This is a genomic window from Nesterenkonia flava (assembly GCF_031432335.1).
GTDB lineage: Bacteria > Actinomycetota > Actinomycetes > Actinomycetales > Micrococcaceae > Nesterenkonia > Nesterenkonia flava.
The window spans coordinates 35,952-54,890 of record NZ_JAVKGT010000002.1; the positions used below are offsets into that span (position 1 = coordinate 35,952).

14 protein-coding genes and 1 pseudogene are annotated in these 18,939 nt (G+C 68.5%); 3 read left to right on the top strand and 12 right to left on the bottom strand.

Annotation, left to right across the window (positions count from 1 at the left end):
• Nucleotides 1–27 precede the first annotated feature (27 nt).
• The 7 genes from RH857_RS01090 to rsmI form a co-directional block, all read right to left on the bottom strand.
• The gene (locus RH857_RS01090; RefSeq protein WP_310536130.1) at nucleotides 28–1,032 is read right to left on the bottom strand and encodes a 4-(cytidine 5'-diphospho)-2-C-methyl-D-erythritol kinase; all 1,005 of its coding nucleotides are present in this window, start codon (nucleotides 1,030–1,032) and stop codon (nucleotides 28–30) included.
• Between the two features lie 108 nt (nucleotides 1,033–1,140).
• Nucleotides 1,141–2,133, bottom strand: a complete 993-nt coding sequence (gene rsmA / locus RH857_RS01095; protein WP_310536131.1) for a 16S rRNA (adenine(1518)-N(6)/adenine(1519)-N(6))-dimethyltransferase RsmA — start codon at nucleotides 2,131–2,133, stop codon at nucleotides 1,141–1,143.
• Nucleotides 2,134–2,140: 7 nt separating this feature from the next.
• Nucleotides 2,141–3,196, bottom strand: a complete 1,056-nt coding sequence (locus RH857_RS01100) for a TatD family hydrolase (RefSeq protein ID WP_310536132.1) — start codon at nucleotides 3,194–3,196, stop codon at nucleotides 2,141–2,143.
• 103 nt (nucleotides 3,197–3,299) lie between these two features.
• Entirely contained in the window at nucleotides 3,300–4,367 is a 1,068-nt protein-coding gene (locus tag RH857_RS01105; RefSeq protein WP_310536133.1) for a 2,3-butanediol dehydrogenase, read from the bottom strand.
• 167 nt (nucleotides 4,368–4,534) lie between these two features.
• Entirely contained in the window at nucleotides 4,535–5,461 is a 927-nt protein-coding gene (locus RH857_RS01110; protein ID WP_310536134.1) for a hypothetical protein, read from the bottom strand.
• 193 nt (nucleotides 5,462–5,654) lie between these two features.
• Complete coding sequence (locus RH857_RS01115) at nucleotides 5,655–7,517, bottom strand: AMP-dependent synthetase/ligase (protein ID WP_310536135.1); 1,863 nt, start codon at nucleotides 7,515–7,517, stop codon at nucleotides 5,655–5,657.
• Between the two features lie 43 nt (nucleotides 7,518–7,560).
• Nucleotides 7,561–8,505, bottom strand: a complete 945-nt coding sequence (rsmI, locus tag RH857_RS01120) for a 16S rRNA (cytidine(1402)-2'-O)-methyltransferase (RefSeq protein ID WP_310536136.1) — start codon at nucleotides 8,503–8,505, stop codon at nucleotides 7,561–7,563.
• Between the two features lie 55 nt (nucleotides 8,506–8,560).
• Between rsmI and RH857_RS01125 the strand changes: the two genes are divergently transcribed.
• From RH857_RS01125 to RH857_RS01135, 3 genes and pseudogenes are all read left to right on the top strand, one after another.
• Entirely contained in the window at nucleotides 8,561–10,327 is a 1,767-nt protein-coding gene (locus tag RH857_RS01125) for a dolichyl-phosphate-mannose--protein mannosyltransferase (protein ID WP_310536137.1), read from the top strand.
• A complete protein-coding gene (locus tag RH857_RS01130) occupies nucleotides 10,324–11,031 on the top strand; it encodes a 5-formyltetrahydrofolate cyclo-ligase (protein ID WP_310536138.1) in 708 nt (235 codons plus the stop codon). Before RH857_RS01125 ends, RH857_RS01130 begins: the two co-directional genes overlap by 4 nt.
• A gap of 43 nt (nucleotides 11,032–11,074) precedes the next feature.
• Nucleotides 11,075–11,215 (top strand): annotated as a pseudogene (locus RH857_RS01135) (FmdB family zinc ribbon protein); the annotation flags it as partial.
• Between the two features lie 14 nt (nucleotides 11,216–11,229).
• On the opposite strand, the gene RH857_RS01140 reads toward RH857_RS01135, so the two are convergent.
• From RH857_RS01140 to guaA, 5 genes are all read right to left on the bottom strand, one after another.
• Complete coding sequence (locus RH857_RS01140) at nucleotides 11,230–11,367, bottom strand: hypothetical protein (protein WP_310536221.1); 138 nt, start codon at nucleotides 11,365–11,367, stop codon at nucleotides 11,230–11,232.
• An 18-nt stretch (nucleotides 11,368–11,385) separates the two neighbouring features.
• Nucleotides 11,386–11,997 (bottom strand): Flp pilus assembly protein CpaB, encoded by a 612-nt coding sequence (cpaB, locus tag RH857_RS01145; RefSeq protein WP_310536139.1) that lies wholly within the window; start codon nucleotides 11,995–11,997, stop codon nucleotides 11,386–11,388.
• 642 nt (nucleotides 11,998–12,639) lie between these two features.
• Nucleotides 12,640–12,795, bottom strand: a complete 156-nt coding sequence (locus RH857_RS01150) for a hypothetical protein (RefSeq protein ID WP_310536140.1) — start codon at nucleotides 12,793–12,795, stop codon at nucleotides 12,640–12,642.
• A gap of 67 nt (nucleotides 12,796–12,862) precedes the next feature.
• Nucleotides 12,863–17,212, bottom strand: a complete 4,350-nt coding sequence (locus tag RH857_RS01155; RefSeq protein ID WP_310536141.1) for a DUF4011 domain-containing protein — start codon at nucleotides 17,210–17,212, stop codon at nucleotides 12,863–12,865.
• Nucleotides 17,213–17,253: 41 nt separating this feature from the next.
• Nucleotides 17,254–18,804: a glutamine-hydrolyzing GMP synthase gene (guaA, locus tag RH857_RS01160; protein WP_310536215.1), complete on the bottom strand. Its 1,551-nt coding sequence runs from the start codon at nucleotides 18,802–18,804 to the stop codon at nucleotides 17,254–17,256.
• Nucleotides 18,805–18,939: the final 135 nt, after the last annotated feature.

Here is an 18,939-nt window from a genome sequence, read left to right on the forward strand (position 1 = left end):
CCGACTCCGGGCACGGTCACCAGGGGCTCAGCTGTGGCCCAGCAGCCGAGCTCCGGGTGCCGGGGCCGTAACCGGGATGGCCCACACATCGGTGCGCTCTTGCAGACCGGTGGCCAGCTGAGCGGCGGATTCCGCGTCCCTGGTCAGGAACATCACGGTGGGCCCGGAGCCCGAGACCATGCCTTGCAGGGCGCCTTCGATCATCCCGGCGTCCATCATGTCTTCCAGGCTCGGCAGCTTCGAGACCGCCGGTGCCTGCAGATCGTTGGTCATCAGGGTTGCGATCATCTCCGCATCCGCCGTGCAGACTGCGCGGACCAAGTCCTGGTCCAGCACCGGCTCATCGACCTCGACCTCGGCCCTCTCCCGCATCTCATCCAGTGTTCCGTACACCTGCGGTGTGGACAGTCCGCTGCTCGCGGGCACGATCACCAGGTGCAGCTCACCGCGGGTCAGCAGCGGAGAAAGCTCATCCCCCACCCCCTGACCCACCGCGGCTCCGCCGAGGATGGCGAAGGGCACATCCGCCCCCAGCTCGGCCCCGAGCTCGGCGAGCTGCTCCTTGGACAGGCCCGCCTCCCACAGTGCCGAGCAGGCCACGAGCGCCGCGGCGGCATCGGCAGAACCTCCGCCCATTCCCCCGGCGATCGGCACGTTCTTGGTGATCGTCAGATCCACGCCCGGCAGCGTCGCAGCGTCGACTCCGGCGGTGCGGGTGAGGTGTTCGCGCAGCAGCACCGCCGCGCGGTGGGCGAGGTTGCCCTCATCCAGGGGCACCTCGGCCAGGAGGGTCTCTCCGGTGGTCTCGTCGGTGTACTCCACGCCGGTGAAGGCCGAACGCTCGGACAGGCTCACAGTGATGGCGCCGTCCTCCCGGGGGGCGGCGGTGACCTCTTCGTAGAGGGAGACGGCGCAGTAGAGCGTGGCGACGTCGTGATAGCCGTCGGGTCGCAGCGGACCCACCCGCAGGCTCAGGTTGACCTTGCCGGGGGCCAGTGCGGTGACGTGGCCGAAGAACTCACTGTCGCGCATGGGGGCCTCCCTTGCCGTGGGGCTGATCGATCCGGCGGTTTCTGCACACACTACTGGCGGGCTGTGACGTGCCGGCTGTCCTGATGGAGCGTGTCGCGTGAGGCCGTCTCACGCGGCTGGCGCGTCGGGCTCAGTGCTCGCGGCGGGACCGTCAGAATCGGAACTCTGCAGTGCTGCCGCGATCTTCGTGAAAGAGTGAATGTCCAGAGTTTCGCCGCGGGTGCTGGGTGCGACGCCGGCAGCCAGCAGAGCCTGCTCGGCCGCCGTGGGAGACCCGGCCAGGCCTGCCAGGGCTGCCCGTAGCGTCTTGCGGCGCTGCGCGAAGGCCGCGTCGATGACGGCGAAGACTTCTTCCCGGGTGACCTCGTCGGAGGCCGGGTCGCGGCGGTCGAAGCGCACCAGTCCCGAGGAGATGCGCGGCTCGGGCCAGAAGACCTTCTTGCCCACCACCCCGGCCTTGCGCATGCGAGTGTCCCATGCGGCCTTCACGCTGGGCACGCCGTAGATCTTGGACCCCGGTGCTGCGGCCAGCCGATCGGCGACCTCCTCCTGTACCATGACCAGGCCCTTGCTCAGGCTCGGCAGGATCTGCAGCAGGTGCAGGACCACCGGCACCGCAACGTTGTAGGGCAGGTTCGCCACCAGGACGGCGGGCTCTCCCCGCTCAGCCGAGGCCAGCGCGCCCGGCGTGAGCTTCAGGGCATCCTGCTGAACCACGGTGAGATTCTCGGCGAGGTCCGGGCGCATGGTCTGCACGGTAGAGGGCAGCTGGGCGGCGAGCTTGGGATCGATCTCCACCGCCGTGACGTGGGCAGATTCATCCAGCAGGCCCAGCGTGAGGGACCCCAGGCCGGGGCCCACCTCCAGGACATGCTCGGTGCCGTCGAGCTCAGCAAGGCCGACGATGCGGCGGATGGTGTTGGGGTCGATAACGAAGTTCTGCCCCCACTGCTTGGTGGGACGGATGCCCAGCCCGTCGGCGAGGTCCCGGATGTGGGCCGCGGAGAGCAGACCCGGCAGGTCTCCTCCCGCTGCACCGGAGACCGCGGGAGCCGTGCCGTCGTCGTGCGTGGGGGTCTGGGAACTGCTGTTCGTTGTCATGGTGCCCTCAGACCCACTGTCCATAGGCCTGGTGGGTGTTGAGCATGACCTGCTGGCACAGCTGGCTCAGCTCCGCCTCGCGGACCTCGGCCATCAGCCGCATGGTCTGGGGAATGAGGTAGGGCGCATTCGGCTGGCCGCGGTAGGGATGCGGGGTAAGGAACGGCGCGTCGGTTTCCACGAGGATCAGTCGCGGGTCGGCGACGGCCAGGGCCTCGCGCAGATCGTGGGAGTTCTTGAACGTCACCGTCCCGGAGAAGCTCATGTACCAGCCGTTGGCGTTGCAGATGCGGGCCAGTTCTGCGTCCCCGGAGAAGCAGTGGAAGACCACCGAGGGCGGCAGATTTGCCGCGTCTTGGAGCACCGAGACCACATCGGCGTGGGCGTCCCGGTCGTGGATCTGCATGGCCAGCCCCCGCTCGGCGGCGAGCGCAATGTGGTCGCGGAAGCTCTGCTGCTGGGCCTCGCGCCGTGACTCTCGGGTGCGGAAGTAATCCAGTCCGGTCTCCCCGACAGCTACGGTCTGCGGGTCCTGGGCGAGTTCTGCAATGCGGGCGAAGGAGTCGTCGTAGGCGTTCTGCTCGGCCAGCAGCGGTGCATCATTGGGATGCAGCGCTACAGCGGCCTTGGCGCGGTGCTCCTGCTGCGAGGCCGCCACGGCGAACTCCGAGCTGGCCACGTCATAACCCACCAGCACCGCCCCGCTGACGCCGAGGGCCTCCGCGGTGTCCAGGTGCTCTGCGACGCTGACCTTGACGAGGCCATCGCGAAAGTCCAGGTGGGCGTGATTGTCGATGACCGGCACCGGCAGCGGTTCGGGCGCCGGCGGATACTGCAGGCGGCGCTTCTTGCCTGACTTCTCCTCGGCGGGGCTACGCACGGGACCGTCCTGCGCCGCCTGACTCACGCCCTCCAGCGCAGGACGCGCCGCCGCCTGCTGCGGGCCCTCCCCGGGCGTCTGAGAGGTGCTGGGCTGAGACTCGCGGGTCGGCGCCTCGGTTGCTGCTGGTTCAGGCAGATAGGCCGGGGGCGTCTGGCCGGGGATCACTCGTGCGCTGCTCATCACCGCACAAGTGTAGTGCGCCGGACCTCGGAGGGCGGCAGGAGTGCTCCGCGCGCAGGCGCGGCGCTGAGGCCGCCCTGCCGGCGCGCGGAGGCTCAGTTGTTCACGCGCGTGGATCCACCAGGATCTTGACGTGCTCGTCGTTGTTGTTGATCAACTGATCGAAGCCCTGGCTGACCAGCTCATCCAGCCCGATCTTCCCGGTGATGAAGGGAGCCAAGTCGATCTCGCCGTCCTCGACCATCTCGATGACGGCGGGGTGGTCATGGGCATAGGCTGCACTGCCGATGAGCTCGACCTCCTTCAGCACCAGAGACTGCAGGTTGACCTCTGGCTTATGCCCCCAGATGGAGACATTGACGACGACGCCACCGGGCCGAACCGCGTCGATGAGCGTGTCCAGCACCGCGGCCACGGAGGTGCATTCGAAGGCAACGTCTGCACCGGCGCCGTCGGTCAGACGCCGGATCTCATCGGCGATGCTGACCTCGCGAGGGTCGAATACCTGGTCGGCCACACCGGTCTCCCGAGCCTTGGCTTTCCGCCCCTCGCTCAGTTCCGAGATGTAGACGGTGAGCCCCTTGGCCTTGAGCACCGCGGCTGTCAGCAGACCGATGGGCCCGGCACCGCCGATGAGGGCCACGTTTCCTGCCTGGGCCCGTGACTTCCGATAGGCGTGGTAGCCGACCGCTAGGGGTTCGATGAGCGCTGCCTTGTCCAGGCCCACGTTGTCGGAAATGGGGTGGACCCAGGGGCGCTGGACCACGACCTTCTCGCTGAAGCCGCCACCGCGGCCGCCCAGACCGATGAAGTTCATGTTGGGGCTCAGCTGGTAGTCCACGTCTGGGTCATCGGTAGGGACGTCGTCGCCGATGATGTAGGGCTCGATGACCACGGGCTGGCCGGGACTGAGGTCTTCGACGTCGTCGGCGACCGCAGTGATGGTGCCGGAGAACTCGTGGCCCAGCACGATAGGCGCGGACTCTCCCGAGATGGGGTGCGGGGACCCGGCGGCTGGGATGGTGATGGGGCCCTCGAGGTACTCGTGGAGGTCTGAGCCGCAGATGCCGGCCCAGGCGACGTCGATGGCGACGTGCCCCGTCTTCAGCTCAGGCTCCTCGATCTCCTCGATGCGGAGGTCTTTGCGGTCGTAGTAACGGGCTGCGCGCATGCTTCTCCTCCAGAGGAGAGCGGGTCTGACGACGCGGTTCTCCGCAGTGCGGAGGCTAGTCAGAAACGCTGAACGCTGGCTCACCGGCGGCTTGCTTGGGCGGTTGGTGCGTTCTCAGCCCACTGTGAGCGTCTGAGAACGCACCAACCGCCCACACAACGTAGGGGTCAGCTACGCCGCTGCTGCAGGAGGCTCCCCAGCTGGCGGATACCGGTGGCAAAACCGTCTCGTGCGTGCTCGGCATTCCATCGCAGCAGCACCCACCCGGCGGAGAAGAACGCGTTGTCCCGCTGTTGGTCGCGCCGGGCCTGCTCCGGGGTGAAGTGGTGGCCGCCGTCGTACTGGATCGCGATCTTCCACTCCGTATACCCCATGTCCGCGGGATAGGGGCACCCGGGGAACGGGCGGACCTGCAGCTGCGGCTCCGGCAGGCCCGCCTGGATGATCCTCAGCCTGGCCTCAGTCTCTCTGAAGGAGTCTGCACCCACCCGGATCAGCGTCACGGCTTCTTTGGCCTTGCGCTTGCCCTTGACCCGCCCGGCACGGTCGACGACGGCCTGAAGCTCCTGAAGGCTGGCGTGGGGCACGTGTCTGCCTTCGAATCGAAACCGGGGCTGGCGCACCAGGTGATCCCCGAGCTGCACCAAGCTCTGCAGCGAACAGACTTCCGCGAGGTCGAACCACGTGCGAGCCGGCGTCGTCAGCACCAGGCCATGCCGCAAGACAAGATCGTGAGCATCGATGGCGCGACGGTGTGAGGTAATCCCGGGGCGTCGGATGCGCGATGAGGTGCCGGCAGGCTGGGTCAGGTGCACGGCGTCGTCGTCTGCGATCTCCCACGGCAGCGTCACACCGTGGACTTTCGCGGCCGTTGAGTCCGAGACACAGCACTGTGGGAGGCTGTTACTCAGAGCCCGCAGTCGCTGGAGCTCCCCCGCCTGATCCTGATCCGGCGTCCAGAGGTAAATACCGCGGGACACAGCAGTCATATCCCGACGGTGGGCCCGGAAGCGGCTGATATCGAGCTCGCGGAGCGCTTGGGTGGTCACCGTCTGAGCCCGCAGCGCTGCGGGCAGTGGGAACGTGTAGCGCACGAGCCCAGTCTGGCCGAGGCCGCGCGAACTCGCTGACGTTTTCCACAAGCGCCGCGCCCCTACACGTTGTGTGGGCAGTTCGTGCGCTCTCAGCCGGTTGCGAGCCCCTGAGAACGCACCAAACGCCCAAGCAACACGGGGAGGGGGCGACGCCGGAGGATCGCCTCCGGCAGAGTGGGCACAGGCCCTCCAGTCAGGAGGTGTAGAGGCTCTCCACGGCCTCGGCGAAGTCCTCCATCACCTTGTGGCGCTGAAGCTTCATCGAGGGGGTCAGGTGACCGGAGGCTTCGGACAGCTCAGTCTCGAGGATCTCGAACTTACGGATCGACTCAGCACGCGAGACCTTCTCATTAGCACCGTCGACGGCGACCTGGACCTCGGCACGCAGGGCGCGGGCGGCCTCGCCGTGGGCAAGGGCCTCGGCAATCCCGAGCGTGCCGTAACCGTTGTTCTTGGACCACGCGGCCACGCCATCGGCGTCGAGGGTGACCAGCGCAGAGACGAAGGGACGGCCGTCGCCGACCACCACGACCTGGGCTACCAGCGGATGTACGCGCACCGACTCCTCCAGAGGAGTGGGATAGACGTTCTTACCGCCGGCGGTGACGATCAGCTCCTTCTTACGTCCGGTGATGGTCAGGTATCCGTCGTCGTCCAGGGACCCGAGGTCCCCGGAACGGAACCAGCCGTCGTCGTCGAAGGATTCGGAGGTTGCCTCCTCGGCGTTGTAGTAGCCGGAGAAGACCACCGGGCCTTTCAGGAGGACCTCACCGTCCTGCGCGATCTTCACCGAATTCCCGGGCACCGGCAGGCCCACCGATCCGATGCGCGTGGCGCCGGGAACGTTGAGGGTGATGGGCGCGGTGGACTCGGTCAGGCCGTAGCCCTCCTGCACCGGAACGCCGATGCCGGTGAAGAAGTGGCCGATCTCCGTGTTCAGGGGGGAGGCTCCGGAGACCATGTGGGTCACACAGCCGCCGAGGCGGGCCAGCAGCTTGGAGTAGACGAGCTTGGCGAAGAGCGCGTGCTTGGCGCGCAGACCGGCCGAGGGTCCCGGACCCCTGCCGTGGGCGGCGGCCTCCTGCGCCTGGGAGTACTCGATGGCGGTGCGGCGTGCGGCGTCGAAGATCTTGCCCTTGCCCTCGGCCTGGGCCTTCGCGGCCGCCGAGTGGTAGACCTTCTCGAAGACGCGGGGCACGGCCAGCAGCCAGGTGGGCCGGTAGCTGGCGAGGTCCTCCAGCAGCGTGGTGGTGTCGCCGGTGTGGGCAACCTGGATGCCCCGGTGCAGGCAGGCCACCTGCACGGCCCGTGCCAGCACATGGGCCAGGGGCAGGAAGAGCAGAGTGCGGGATTCGCCCTCGCCCAGGATTTCCTCGGCGAAGATGAGCAGGTTAGCCGCGCCCTCGGCGAGATTGCGGTGGCTGATCTTCACGCCCTTGGGCGTACCGGTGGTGCCGGAGGTGTAGACGATCGTGGCGACGTCGTCGAGCCCGCGGCTTGACCGCGCGGTCTCCAGCTGGTCATCAGTGATCTCCGCGCCGGACTCAGCGAGCTCGTAGAGGTCCGCGGATCTGCCGATGGTTCGGATCTCGACGTCGATGCCGGCCGTTGCCGCCGCGGACTGCACCGTGCCGCGCAGCTTCTCCTCGCCGATGAGCACCAGCGACGCCCCGGAGTCCTCCAGGAGAGCGGCGACCTGGTGGGCGGAGCTGGTCTCATAGATGGGCACCGAGACGGCGCCGGCGAACCAGATGGCCTGATCAATGACAGCCCAGGAGTAGCTGGTCGCGGACATGACCGCGACCCGGTCCCCGGGGCGCACGCCCAGGCCCATGAGTCCCTTGGCCGCGCTGCGCACCTGCTCCACGAACGTGGTGATGGAGATGTCGACCCAACCGCCGGAGCCGTTGCGCACGGCGTACACGGCCTGGTCCGGAACACGGTCGGCCAGCGCGAGGACGCCGTCGGTGACGTTGGTGTCCTGGGGCAGCGCGATGAGCTGCTCGGTGGTGGTCTCCGTGATGGATGTAGACGCGGCGGTGGGCTCAGTAGTCACGGGCCCAGTCTAACCAGGTACCGCTCAGTAACTTCTACGGGGTTTAGCCCTGAGAGCGCTGCTGGATGGCCGCGTTGTAGACCTCCCCGGCCCGCAGACCGTGGGCCGCAGCCAGCTCCTTGGCCACTGTTTTCAGCTTCTCCCCCGCTTGGGCACGTTCGACGACGACGGCGGCGACCTCCACAAGACTCACCTGCTCCGGCTGGCCATCGGCGCTGCGATCGCCGGGCGCGGCGCCGCCAACCACCAACACGAATTCTCCTCGCAGTGTCGACTCACTACTGCGGCGGGTGAGCTCCTCGGCGAGCTCGCCGAGGCTTCCGCGCAGGACCTCCTCGTACTTCTTGGTCAGTTCCCTGGCGACGGCGGCGCGGCGTCCAGCTCCCAGGTGCTGGGAGAACTCGCTGACCGTGGCGGTGATGCGGTGAGGAGACTCGAAGAGCACCGTGGTCCACTCCTCACCGGCGAGCCGTTCCAGAAGCTTCATCCGCTCGCTCTGCTTCCGGGGCACGAAGCCAGCGAAGGTGAAACGGTCCGTGGCCAAACCGGACAGCGCCAGTGCTGTCGTGACCGCCGAGGCTCCCGGAGCCACGGTCAGACTGACCCCTGCCTCAATTGCGGCGGCGGTCAGACGGAAGCCGGGGTCTGAGACCGCGGGCATGCCGGCGTCGGAGACCACCAGAATCCGGGTCCCGGAGGCGGCCTGCTCCACGAGTTCTGCGGCGCGCGAGGCTTCATTGTGCTCATGGAGGCTGACCAGTTTGGCGGTGGTACTCACTCCCAGTGCGCTCATGAGGTGGCGGGTGCGCCGAGTGTCCTCGCACGCGATGATCTCCGCCGTCCGAAGCAGCGCGCGCAGGCGATCCGTGGTGTCGCCCAGGTTGCCAATGGGGGTGGCCGCGAGCACGATCGGGGCGTCCCACAGGGGGTCCGCCCCTGCACCCGCGGGGTCGCCGGGGTGCAGACCGCTGGTCTGGGCTGATTCCATGGGTCTCCGCCTGTTCTCCGCCGGGGGCTTGAGGGTCCCGGCTAGCATATCGAGGGTGAGCGCCTTCCCCTCCTCCGCCTCGTCCGCCTCCGACGCCCCAGGCCGCGCCGAGGCCGACGACGCCGCGGCGGAGGCCGGGACCAGCACCCGTCAGCCCGACTCAGACCTCACCGGCGAAGCTCACAGCGCTGTAGTGCCCGCTGCGTCTGCCCCCGCCCGGGAGCGCCAGGCCCGCCTGGAACTGCGGCTGGGCGCAGATCGATTCAGCCCGGGCTTGCTGGGCTGGGTGGTCCCTGCGCTGATCACCGTGCTCGCCGGCGTACTGCGGCTGCGGGAGCTCGGAAACCCGCACCTGCTGATCTTCGATGAGACCTATTACGCCAAGGATGCCTATGCCCTACTGACAGCGGGCTATGAGCTGACGTGGCCCGAGGGCGCCAACGACGCCTGGCTCGCAGGAGACCCCGCCCCGACCGATGAGCACAGTTTTGTGGTGCATCCACCGCTGGGCAAGTGGCTCATTGCCCTGGGCATCCACGCCTTCGGCATCGAGTCCGCGTTCGGCTGGCGGGTCTCCGCTGCCGTAGCCGGCACCCTGGGCGTTCTGCTCATTGCCCTGATCGCTCAGCGCATGTTTCGCTCCGTCTTCCTGGGCGGCGTGGCGGGAGCCCTCACCGCGGTGGAGGGCCACCACCTGGTGATGTCGCGGGTGGCGCTGTTGGACATCTTCCTCATGCTGCTGGTGCTGGCCGCGTTCGGTGCTCTGCTGATGGACCGCTATCAGACACGACGACGCCTGGCACAGTGGGCCTCCCAGACCCCCAGCGGCAGCCCGGCCTGGAGAGACGGTCCGTGGCTAGCCTTCCGACCCTGGCAGCTGGCCGCAGCCGTACTGCTCGGCGCAGCGGTGGGCGTGAAGCTCTCCGGCGCCGCGTTCCTTGCCGTCTTCGGCATCATGGTGGTCCTCTGGGATCTGGAGGCTCGGCGCACTCTCGGCATCCAGCACTGGGTGCGATCGGGACTGCTGCGCAACGGACTGCCCGCGGTGCTCACCGTGGTGCCGGTGGCGCTGCTGACTTACGTGGCGACATGGTCGGGATGGCTGGTCACCAGCGGAGGCTGGGGTCGGCACTGGCATGAGGAGCATCCCGCCACCGGTCTGGCCAGCCTGGTCCCCGGTCCCCTGCGCTCGCTGTGGAACTATCACACCGCCTCCACGGACTTCCATCAGGGACTGGAGTCAGGCCACGAATACGCCTCCTCTCCCTGGACCTGGCTGCTGATGGGCCGACCGGTGTCCATGCACTACGAGAGCGTCGGCTACGGAGAGATCTATCAGCACACCGGTGTGGAGTGCGCCGTCGAGGAGTGCCGCTCCCAGATCGTGGACCTGGCCAATCCGCTGATCTGGTGGGCCGGACTGATCGCCTTGGTAGTTGTGGTGCTGATGTGGCTGGGACGGCGCGACTGGCGCTACGGTGCGATCCTCTCCGGCTACGTGGCCGGCTATGCGGTGTGGCTGCTGTTCCCTGACCGCACCATGTTCTTCTTCTACACCATCAGCTTCCATCCTTTCGTGATTCTCGCGCTCGTCGCCGTGGCCGCGCTGGTCCTGCGCCTGGGCACGGGGCCCCGCACTCGGGAGGGACAACTGCGCAGCGAGGCCGCTATCGTCAGCGCCCAGCAGCGCAACTCGGTGCTGGTGCTGTGTTTTGTGATGCTGTGCCTAGCGGTGTCGGTATTCTTCTGGCCCCTGTGGACCGCCGAACCGATCCCCACTGAACAGTGGGAGTGGCGCCTGTGGATGGATTCGTGGCTGTGACTCCCGCACCGACCAACCCCGAGGAGATCGCAGCGGCCAAGGCCCGGGTCCGACGCCGGCTGCGGTCCGCGCGGGCCCGACTCTCCTCTGAGGAGCTGGCCGCACGCGCGGTGAGGCTCCAGAAGATTCTGGCTTCACACATCGAACCCGGAGCTGTTGTCGCCGGCTATGTGCCGATCCGCGGCGAGCCGGACATTCTGCCTTTCCTCAAGCATCATGCACCAGCGGGGACCCGGGCAGATCAGGGAACAACCCCCGACGCCGACACAGAGGGTCGTGTGTATCTTCCGGTGACACCGACCGATGGCAGCCGTCATCTGCTCTGGGTGCCCTGGACCGCTGGGGATCCGATGCGCAAGCACTCGCGCCTGCCGATGTTCGAGCCCGAGCACTCCACCGAGGACGGGCTTCTGCTGCCTCAGCTGGTGCAGGCCACCGCGGCTTCCCCCACCGGGCACCTGGTGCTCCTGGTCCCGGCATTGGCAGTGGATTCTTCGGGCGCCCGCATGGGACAGGGCGGGGGGTTCTACGACACCACGTTGGCGGATCTGATCCCTGCGGTGCGGCAGCATCCGGACCTGCGCTGCCAGATCGTGGCGGTGGTGCATTCGGAAGAGGTCTTGTCTGCCGGCGACTTCCCCGTGGAGGATCATGACCTGCGCGCCAGCCACGTGGTGACGGAGAATGGGATCTTCGCCCTATAATTAGCACTCGAAACTGTCGAGTGCTAAGACTTGTGAGGAGCCCATGCCTACCTACTCGTATGCCTGCAAGGACTGCGATCACGCGTTCGACATTGTGCAGTCCTTCAGCGATGACTCGCTCACCGAGTGCCCTCAGTGCAAGGGTCGGCTGCGGAAGAAGTTCGGCAATGTGGGAGTGACGTTCAAGGGGTCGGGCTTTTACCGCACCGATTCCCGCGGCAGCTCCAGCTCCTCGGATTCCAGCAGCTCTAGCTCTTCCGGCTCGGGTTCCGCGTCCGGCTCCTCGGCGTCGAGTTCCTCGACGTCGGGCTCCAGCACCCCTGCTGCGACCAGCACCTCCTCTTCCAGCTGACGTCACGGTCCGCCCCGCAGGCTCACGTGCAGTCGTCCTTCGTGCGCGGCCTGCGCGATGGCCTCGGCGGTAGCTGCGTCCACGGCGAGGATGATGACCTGCTGGCCCTCGCCCGACGAGCCGAGCCAGTTGTCCTCGTCGCCGCGCGGAATCCAGAGCACCGGGGCGTTCTCCGCAACTCTGCGCGTGCCGCTCTGCCGCCCGGGGGCGTCCGAGGAGACCAGAACATCGACATGCTGGCCCGGTGAGAGCAACCCGATCATTGCCGTGTCTGCGGGCCGAACGGGCACGGCGACCGTGCCGGGGGCGTGGCCTTCCAGCAGACTCGGGCCCACCAGCTGAGATTCATGCACCAGTGCCCCGCTAGGCAGGGCCGTGGCCACCGTCTTCCCCTCGTAGGTCGCGCGCTGCGTGCTGTGTCCAGGCGGCACGGCGTGAGCGTCTACCTGCACCTCTTCCAGCACCGCGGCCGTGAGGGTCTCTCCGGCGGCCACGGGCGCTGTCACCCGGACCGCTGTACGTGTCTCAATCTCCCCGGGCGAGCCGGTCAGCAGAGCTGCGGCCGCTGCGCCGAGCCCCAGGGCGATCGCGAGCGGAATTCGGAACCGACGCACCCACCGGTACCAGCCGCCGGGCCGCAGGCGCCGCGCTACCTTGGGCGGACGCCCGCGTGAACGCCCGCGAGAGGTGCTGGTGCGTGCCCTGCCGGCCGCTGCGGTTCGGCGCGGTCTCCTCAACCCCACACCGGATTCCACAGAGGGGGCGGGACCGCGGTGGGCAGGTGTTCGGCGCGATGTCTCGGAACTACGCCGTCGAGCCGGCGCCTGCGGCAGAAAAGGTCTGGATCGCTCCGGATCCCGCTCCACTCCGCTCCTACGTGCCGCGTCCCGGGGACGCGGGTCGCGGAGCTGAGAGGGCTCGTCGGACCTGCGGCGCCGAGCGGGCCGGCGTCGTCGTCGTACGGTCGGCGCAGAGCCTTCAGCTGCGGGGACTCCAGTCATGGAACCAGCCTGCGGGCTCCTCGGCGCCCCAGGGTCTGCGGCGACGATCACCTGCAGCTACCGGCGCGGCGTGGGGCGCACCCCTGCGCTTGGGGAAACCACGGTCCCCGCGCCCAGGGGAACGCCCGCCCATCACAAAGTGTGCTGAAACTGCATCAACTGGGGCCATAAGGGCCGCGACGCTGCAGTTTCGGCACACTCTTTTCGGAAGGTCGCCGTTTCCGTAGACCTCCTCCGGCCTGGGATACCGCGCCGCTATCCCCAGTGCGGCGGGCGCTCACGGCGATACCACTCGGCCCGGGCGTCAGACTCCGCGCCCGACCTCTGCTCCTGCGGCACAGCAGTCTGCTTCAGCGGGTCGTAGACATCGGCTTCGACCTCCTCCGGCTGGCCCGAGGTCGGAGGTGCCACCACCCGCCGGTTCCCCCGACGCGGCCGCCGTCCGGAGGACTCGGGGTAAGAGGACTCCCGGCCCACGCTAGTCCCCTCTGGAGCGCAGTCGCTCCTTGGGCGAGGGGTACTGGCGGTTGATGCGCTGAGAGTCCAGATCAGAGGCATCGGCCGCCCCGCCGAACCGTACCGGGCCGGTGGTGTTCGTCAGCCGCCCCCGGCTGTGCTCGGCGAATTCCGGACCGGCGCCCAGCCCGACCTTCTCTGCGACCATCTCCGTGGTGCGCACCGGATCCGAGAAGACCTCGATGGTCCACAGCACCATGTACTCCCAGCCCAGGGCGGTGAACGCCGCCGGACGCTGCCGGGAGCGTTCACGTACACTCATCGCCGTGTACTTCTCGGTGCCGTCGGAAACCATTGCCACCGGGGTGACCGGGTTCTCGGGGCTGAGCTTGCGCGGGCAGGCGGCCAGATCCAGGGTGCCGCGGAAGCCGTCTTCCACGCGACCCCCGCGGGCCCGGATGCGGTCCACCAGGTCCAGCACCAGCGGGTCGGTCAGCTCGCTGGAGGCCGAGGGGTTGCTGGCCTCCCCGGAGCCCATGCGCAGCAGCTCATAGACCAGGGCTGCGCCCTCTCGCAGTCGCGAGGGGTCCAGATCCGCGGCTGCCAGGGATGAGACCACCGTCAGGCGGGAGCGCGCCCGGGTGACCGCCTGTGCAAAGAACTCAGCTCCGCGCGGGCCGGAGAGCTCACCGAACTCATGCAGCGCCTCACCCTTGACCGAGCGCCCGAAGCCTAGGGAGAAGATGACGTCGTCGCGCACCACACCGTGGGCGCGCTCCACCGGGGCCACCACAAAGCGCTCCCCACGACCCGCGCTGGAGGCGGAGGATCCTCCGGGTGCGCCCAACGCGCCGTGCTCAAAGAAGGGCTTGGCCCAGGCGTGGTTGGCCAGCTGCAGCGCCACAGCGTCGGCCACGCGTTTGGCGTGCAGTTCTGAACCGGCGATGACCGCCAGTGACCGGTTGCGGTGGTGACGTACGTGCTCGAAGACCAGGTCCACCACGCGGTTGACCTCGGCAGTCGGGGACTCCACCGATTCCCGGCCACCGCGCACCTCAACCGGCTCCACGCGTACCGCGCGTCCGTTGGCCGCCGCAGTGCCCTGACCGGGGACGCGCCCCTGGCCGGTCAGCTGCGCGGATTCGGGCAACCGTATCAGTTCGCCGTCGTAGAGCGCCTCGGAGAGCAGCACCGTGAGTTCCTGGTCCACGCCGCGGTGCACCCGCCGCAGCCGGTACTCGGGGAGCACGCGGGCCAGCTCCGAATAGATCGAGGTGGGCACCTGCTGCTCAGCCTCCCGAGCCACAGGATCGGCGGAGACCTGGAAGGGCTTGGGCGCACCGGAGACCGGATCACCGAAGGCCACGACCTGCTCAGCGCGGGAGACTGCCCCCAAGGCGGAGTCCACCGCCAGGGTCTCGGCATCCAGGAGCAGGACGACGTCGAAGCTCGCCTCGCTGCCGGCTGGGAAGTGCTCCGCCAGGCCCAGAGGAGACGTAGTCCAGATGGGCACCAGGGGTTGTGTGATGGCCGGGTCCACGCTCTGCAGCGCCTCGACGGTGGGCTCGGTGTCCCGCAGCAGGGAACGCAGGTGGGCAGCGGCCTCGGGATGGGTCTCGATCGCGGACTTCCACCGCACGGCCAGGGTGTGGTTCAGCCGCTGGGCTCCGGTGCTGATATGGGCGGCGTCGGCGGCGGCGAACTCCGCCTCAACGGCGCGCAGGTTCTCACCGGTGCCCATGGCCAGGTATTCGTCACCGGAAACCATGGCCTCGAACGCCGACTGCCACCAGGCGAGTTCGAGCTCATCGGCGACTCGCGACGCCGGCACCTCGCGCTCGGCGAAGTCCTCGAGCAGCTCGCGGAAGCCCTGTTCACGCAGCTGCTCAGAGAGCAACGTCCGCTCCGGAAGGGTCTGCAGCGAGCGCTGGTCCTCGGCGAGTGTCTCCACGGTGGCCAGCATCTGCTCGGCGTCCATGTCGAACAGGGATTTCCCGTCCTCGCCCACCGGGGCCAGTGCAGAGACCAGCTTCTCCAGACGGGACTGGGCGTAGCCGACCACATCGGCCAGCCGGTCCAGGTTCTTGGGCACATTCGGCAGCGAGCCGTCCTCGGCCCAGGTCATCCATTCCTGGCGTTCGTTCTGCACGTCCACCAGGGAGCCGTGCAGATCGGAGATGGAGACTCCCGGACGGATGTACTCCTTGGCGACACGGCGCAGGCGGGAGCGGGCCATCGAGCTCATCTCCACGTTGTGCTGCCGCCGCCACCATCCGGGTGCGGTCGCGGCGATGAGGTCATCGACGTCGCGGGCGTAGACATCGTGGCTGAAGCGGCCCAGGGACTCCTGCACCTTCTGGAAGAGCAGCACCTGCGAGTGCCATTCGGAGAAGGACTTTCCGGGGCGGACGTTGACCATTGCACAGGCGCTGGTGATGGTCTCCTGCAACTTGGGCAGGGTCTCGCGCAGCTCGGTGACCAGGGCGTAGGCGTCCTTGGTCTCCTGCCGGTTGGAGAGTCGGGCGTTGAACCACGGGCTGCGGCGGGTCTCGGCGGCGAATGCCCCGAGTTCCGCGGCGCGCTTGAGCTTGATCGCCACCGTGGTGCGGTCCACGGTGTTGTCCAGCACGGAACGTTTCAGCCGCACATCGGTGGCGGGTGCGGGGTGCAGCGAGGTCAGGGCGGCCAGGGCCTGCATGGCCTGGTAGGGCGAGCACTTCCACCGGTCCCGCACCTTGTGCAGGCTGGCGGTGTGGTCGCGCAGCTGATGGCGGGCCTTGGTGAGTTTGGAGTGCAGGGAGGACAGCCGCGGGGGTTCGGCCCGCTCGGCGCGCTTGATGGCGCGGACGACCTGCGCGCGCAGGTCCGCCGGGGTCGACGACGCCGGCACATGCACCGCCAGGGTGCCCAGTTTGGCTGCCGAGAGCCGGGCGGCGAACTCCGAGAGGGTGTCGGTGCGCTCGGCAATCACCAGCACACGCTTACCCTCCCAGGCGGCCTGAGCTGCAGCATTGACCGCTGTCTGGGTCTGCCCGGTGCCGGGAGGTGCGGAGATCACGGCGGAGACTCCGGCGCCGAGAGCGTCCAGGGCCTTCTGCTGGTCGGGGTCGGCGTCGAGCACCAGACGCTCGTCAGCCGGGGCGCGCTCATCCAGCGGAGGCAGGGACTCGACGGCCCGGACGGCGTCGGCCTGTTCAACCGTGTCGCCGGTGGCCAGAGCGCCCAGAACGGAGTGCTGCAGATCCAGGACGCGGGGGTCGCCCAGGTCTGCGAGATCCGCGAAGGTGGAAATGTAGAGCTGCTTGAACACCTGCAGGGACGCCAGCGGATGGGTTTGCGGGTTCTCCGAGGCCCGTGCAGCGGTGGTCGCCAGGCGGCTGAGCAGATCGGCGGTGCGGCTGGGGTCAAACCGCGCGGTGACGTAGCCGGTGCGGTGGAACTCCACCGGGTCCAGCAGCACCCCCTGCCGCTGCAGCATGTGCCGGGCCAAGGCGGGGTTCAGCCGCGCCGGCGCGGTGAACTGCAGCTCATAGTCGTGGGTGTCCGGACGCACCCGCAGGCTGATGGGCACGAGCATCACGGGTGCGGTGAAGGCCTCAGAGCCGGCAGGCGTGGACTCGGTCCAGGAGGCGACGCCGGCGGCCAGGTATCCGACGTCGATGCCGCGCTCTTCACGCATCTCGCGAACCTTCGCGCGAATGTTCGCCGCGGCCTTGGCACCGAGGGTGAAGGTGGCGTCGTCGTTGAGCAGCGTGGACAGACGCGTCTTGCGCCCGCCCAGCAGCTGCATCAGCCCGGAAGCGTTGGAGTCGGTGAGATCGATCGCATTGTGCGCGCTGGGGGTGAAGCGCAGCATGGTGTCGTTCTCGGCGTCGGTGCCCAGGGACTCCACCCACGCCGCTACAGAGGCGCCGCCGGACTCCTGCCCGGAGCCGTGAGAGTCGGTCTCCCGCCCTGAGGCCTTGCGCAGCTCGACCGGGCTCGTCGCGGTGCGAGCAGGGGCGTCCTCGTCCGAGGAGAGCTCCTCAGCCTCGGTTCGCTCCACCTCGCCGGTACGGTTCCCCGGGTCCACGCGATCCACGGGCCCGGTGGGCTGCTCGTCGTCGGCCTCAGGCTCTGCGGCCTGCTCGGCCTCACGGGCTGGCCCTGTGCCGCTGACTTGGTCAGTGTCACCGGCCTGTTCAGAGTCACTGACCCGCTCTGCGCCACCGGCCTCGTCAGGCTCCTCCTCCGCGGCGCGATCCGCCTGGGCGGGGCTGCGGGGAGGCTCGCCGTTTCCCTGCGGAGTGGGGTTCTCCGACGTCGTCGTCTCGTTCTCCTCGACAGCAGCCTGCTGGGGACTGTCTGCAGAAGCAGCGGACTTTTCGCTCACCGATTCCTCCAACGCGTACAGGTATTAGGAGGAGATTACCCCTACTCCCACTCGATGGTCCCCGGGGGCTTCGAGGTCACGTCGAGGGTTACTCGGTTGACCTCTTCGACCTCGTTGGTGATGCGGTTGGAGATGGTGGCCAGCAGGTCATAGGGCAGGCGCGACCAGTCGGCGGTCATCGCGTCCTCGGAGGACACCGGGCGCAGCACAATGGGGTGACCGTAGGTGCGGCCATCGCCCTGGACGCCCACAGAGCGCACATCGGCCAGCAGCACCACCGGCATCTGCCAGACCTCCTGGTCCAGGCCAGAACGGGTGAGCTCCTCGCGGGCGATCGCGTCGGCCTTGCGCAGAATCCGCAGGCGGTCCTCGGTGACCTCACCGATGATGCGGATGCCCAGGCCCGGGCCCGGGAAGGGCTGACGCTGGACGATCTCGGCAGGCAGGCCGAGCTCGGCACCCACGGCGCGGACCTCGTCCTTGAACAGCGCACGCAAGGGCTCCACGAGCTTGAACTGCATGTCCTCGGGCAGACCACCCACGTTGTGGTGGGACTTGATGTTGGCCGCGCCCTCTCCGCCGCCGGATTCGACGACGTCGGGGTAGAGGGTGCCCTGGACCAGGAACTCCACCTTGGCGCCTTCGGCAGCAGCCTCGGCGAGCACAGCCTTCTCCGCGGCCTCGAAGGCCCGGATGAACTCGCGGCCGATGATCTTGCGCTTCTCCTCGGGGTCGGTGACCCCGGCGAGCGCGTTCAGGAAGCGTTCGCGCTCGTCCGCCACGTAAAGCTTCGCGCCGGTGGCGGCGACGAAGTCACGTTCGACCTGCTCGGCCTCGCCCTCGCGCAGCAGACCGTGGTCCACAAACACACAGGTCAGCTGGTCGCCGACGGCCTTCTGGACCAGGGCTGCGGCCACGGCGGAGTCCACGCCGCCGGAGAGGCCGCAGATGACGCGCGCGTCGCCGACCTGCTCGCGGATCGCGGCCACCTGCTCCTCGACGATGTTGCCCGCGGTCCACTCCGGGGTCAGGCCGGCACCGGCGTAGAGGAAGTTTTCGATGATGCGCTGGCCCTGGGGCGAGTGCTTGACCTCGGGGTGCCACTGCACGCCGTAGAGCTTGCGCTCCTCGTCGGCGAAGCCGGCCACGGGGGCGGCGTCGGAGACGGCGAGCACCTCGAACCCCTCGGGGGCCTTCTGCACGGAGTCGGAGTGGGACATCCAGGTGGTCTGGACCTGGTCGGTGCCATCAAGCAGGCCGTGCGGAACGCTGGTCGCCCGGACTTCGGTCTTGCCGTACTCGCGGTCGCCGGTGCGGGCCACCTCCCCTCCCAGGGCGTGAGCCATGGCCTGGAAGCCGTAGCAGATGCCCAGCACGGGCACACCGGCTTCGAACAGCTCGCGCTCCACGGTGGGGGCGCCCTCGGCGTAGACGCTGGAGGGGCCGCCGGAGAGGATGACTGCGGCGGGCTTGCGGGCGATGATCTCCTCGGCCGGCAGCGAGTGCGGCACCACCTCGGAGTACACGCGCGCCTCACGGACGCGGCGGGCGATCAGCTGGGCGTACTGGGCGCCGTAGTCGACCACCAGCACGGTCTGTGCGGTGTTGTCGGGACGTTCGGCGGCAGGCTGAGAAGTCTCGGATGTCACCGCTCCATCCTAAAGGACGTGTCCGCACGGCCAGGGCACGGGGCGCCGCCCGCCCCGCCCAAGCAACCCGTGCTGCGT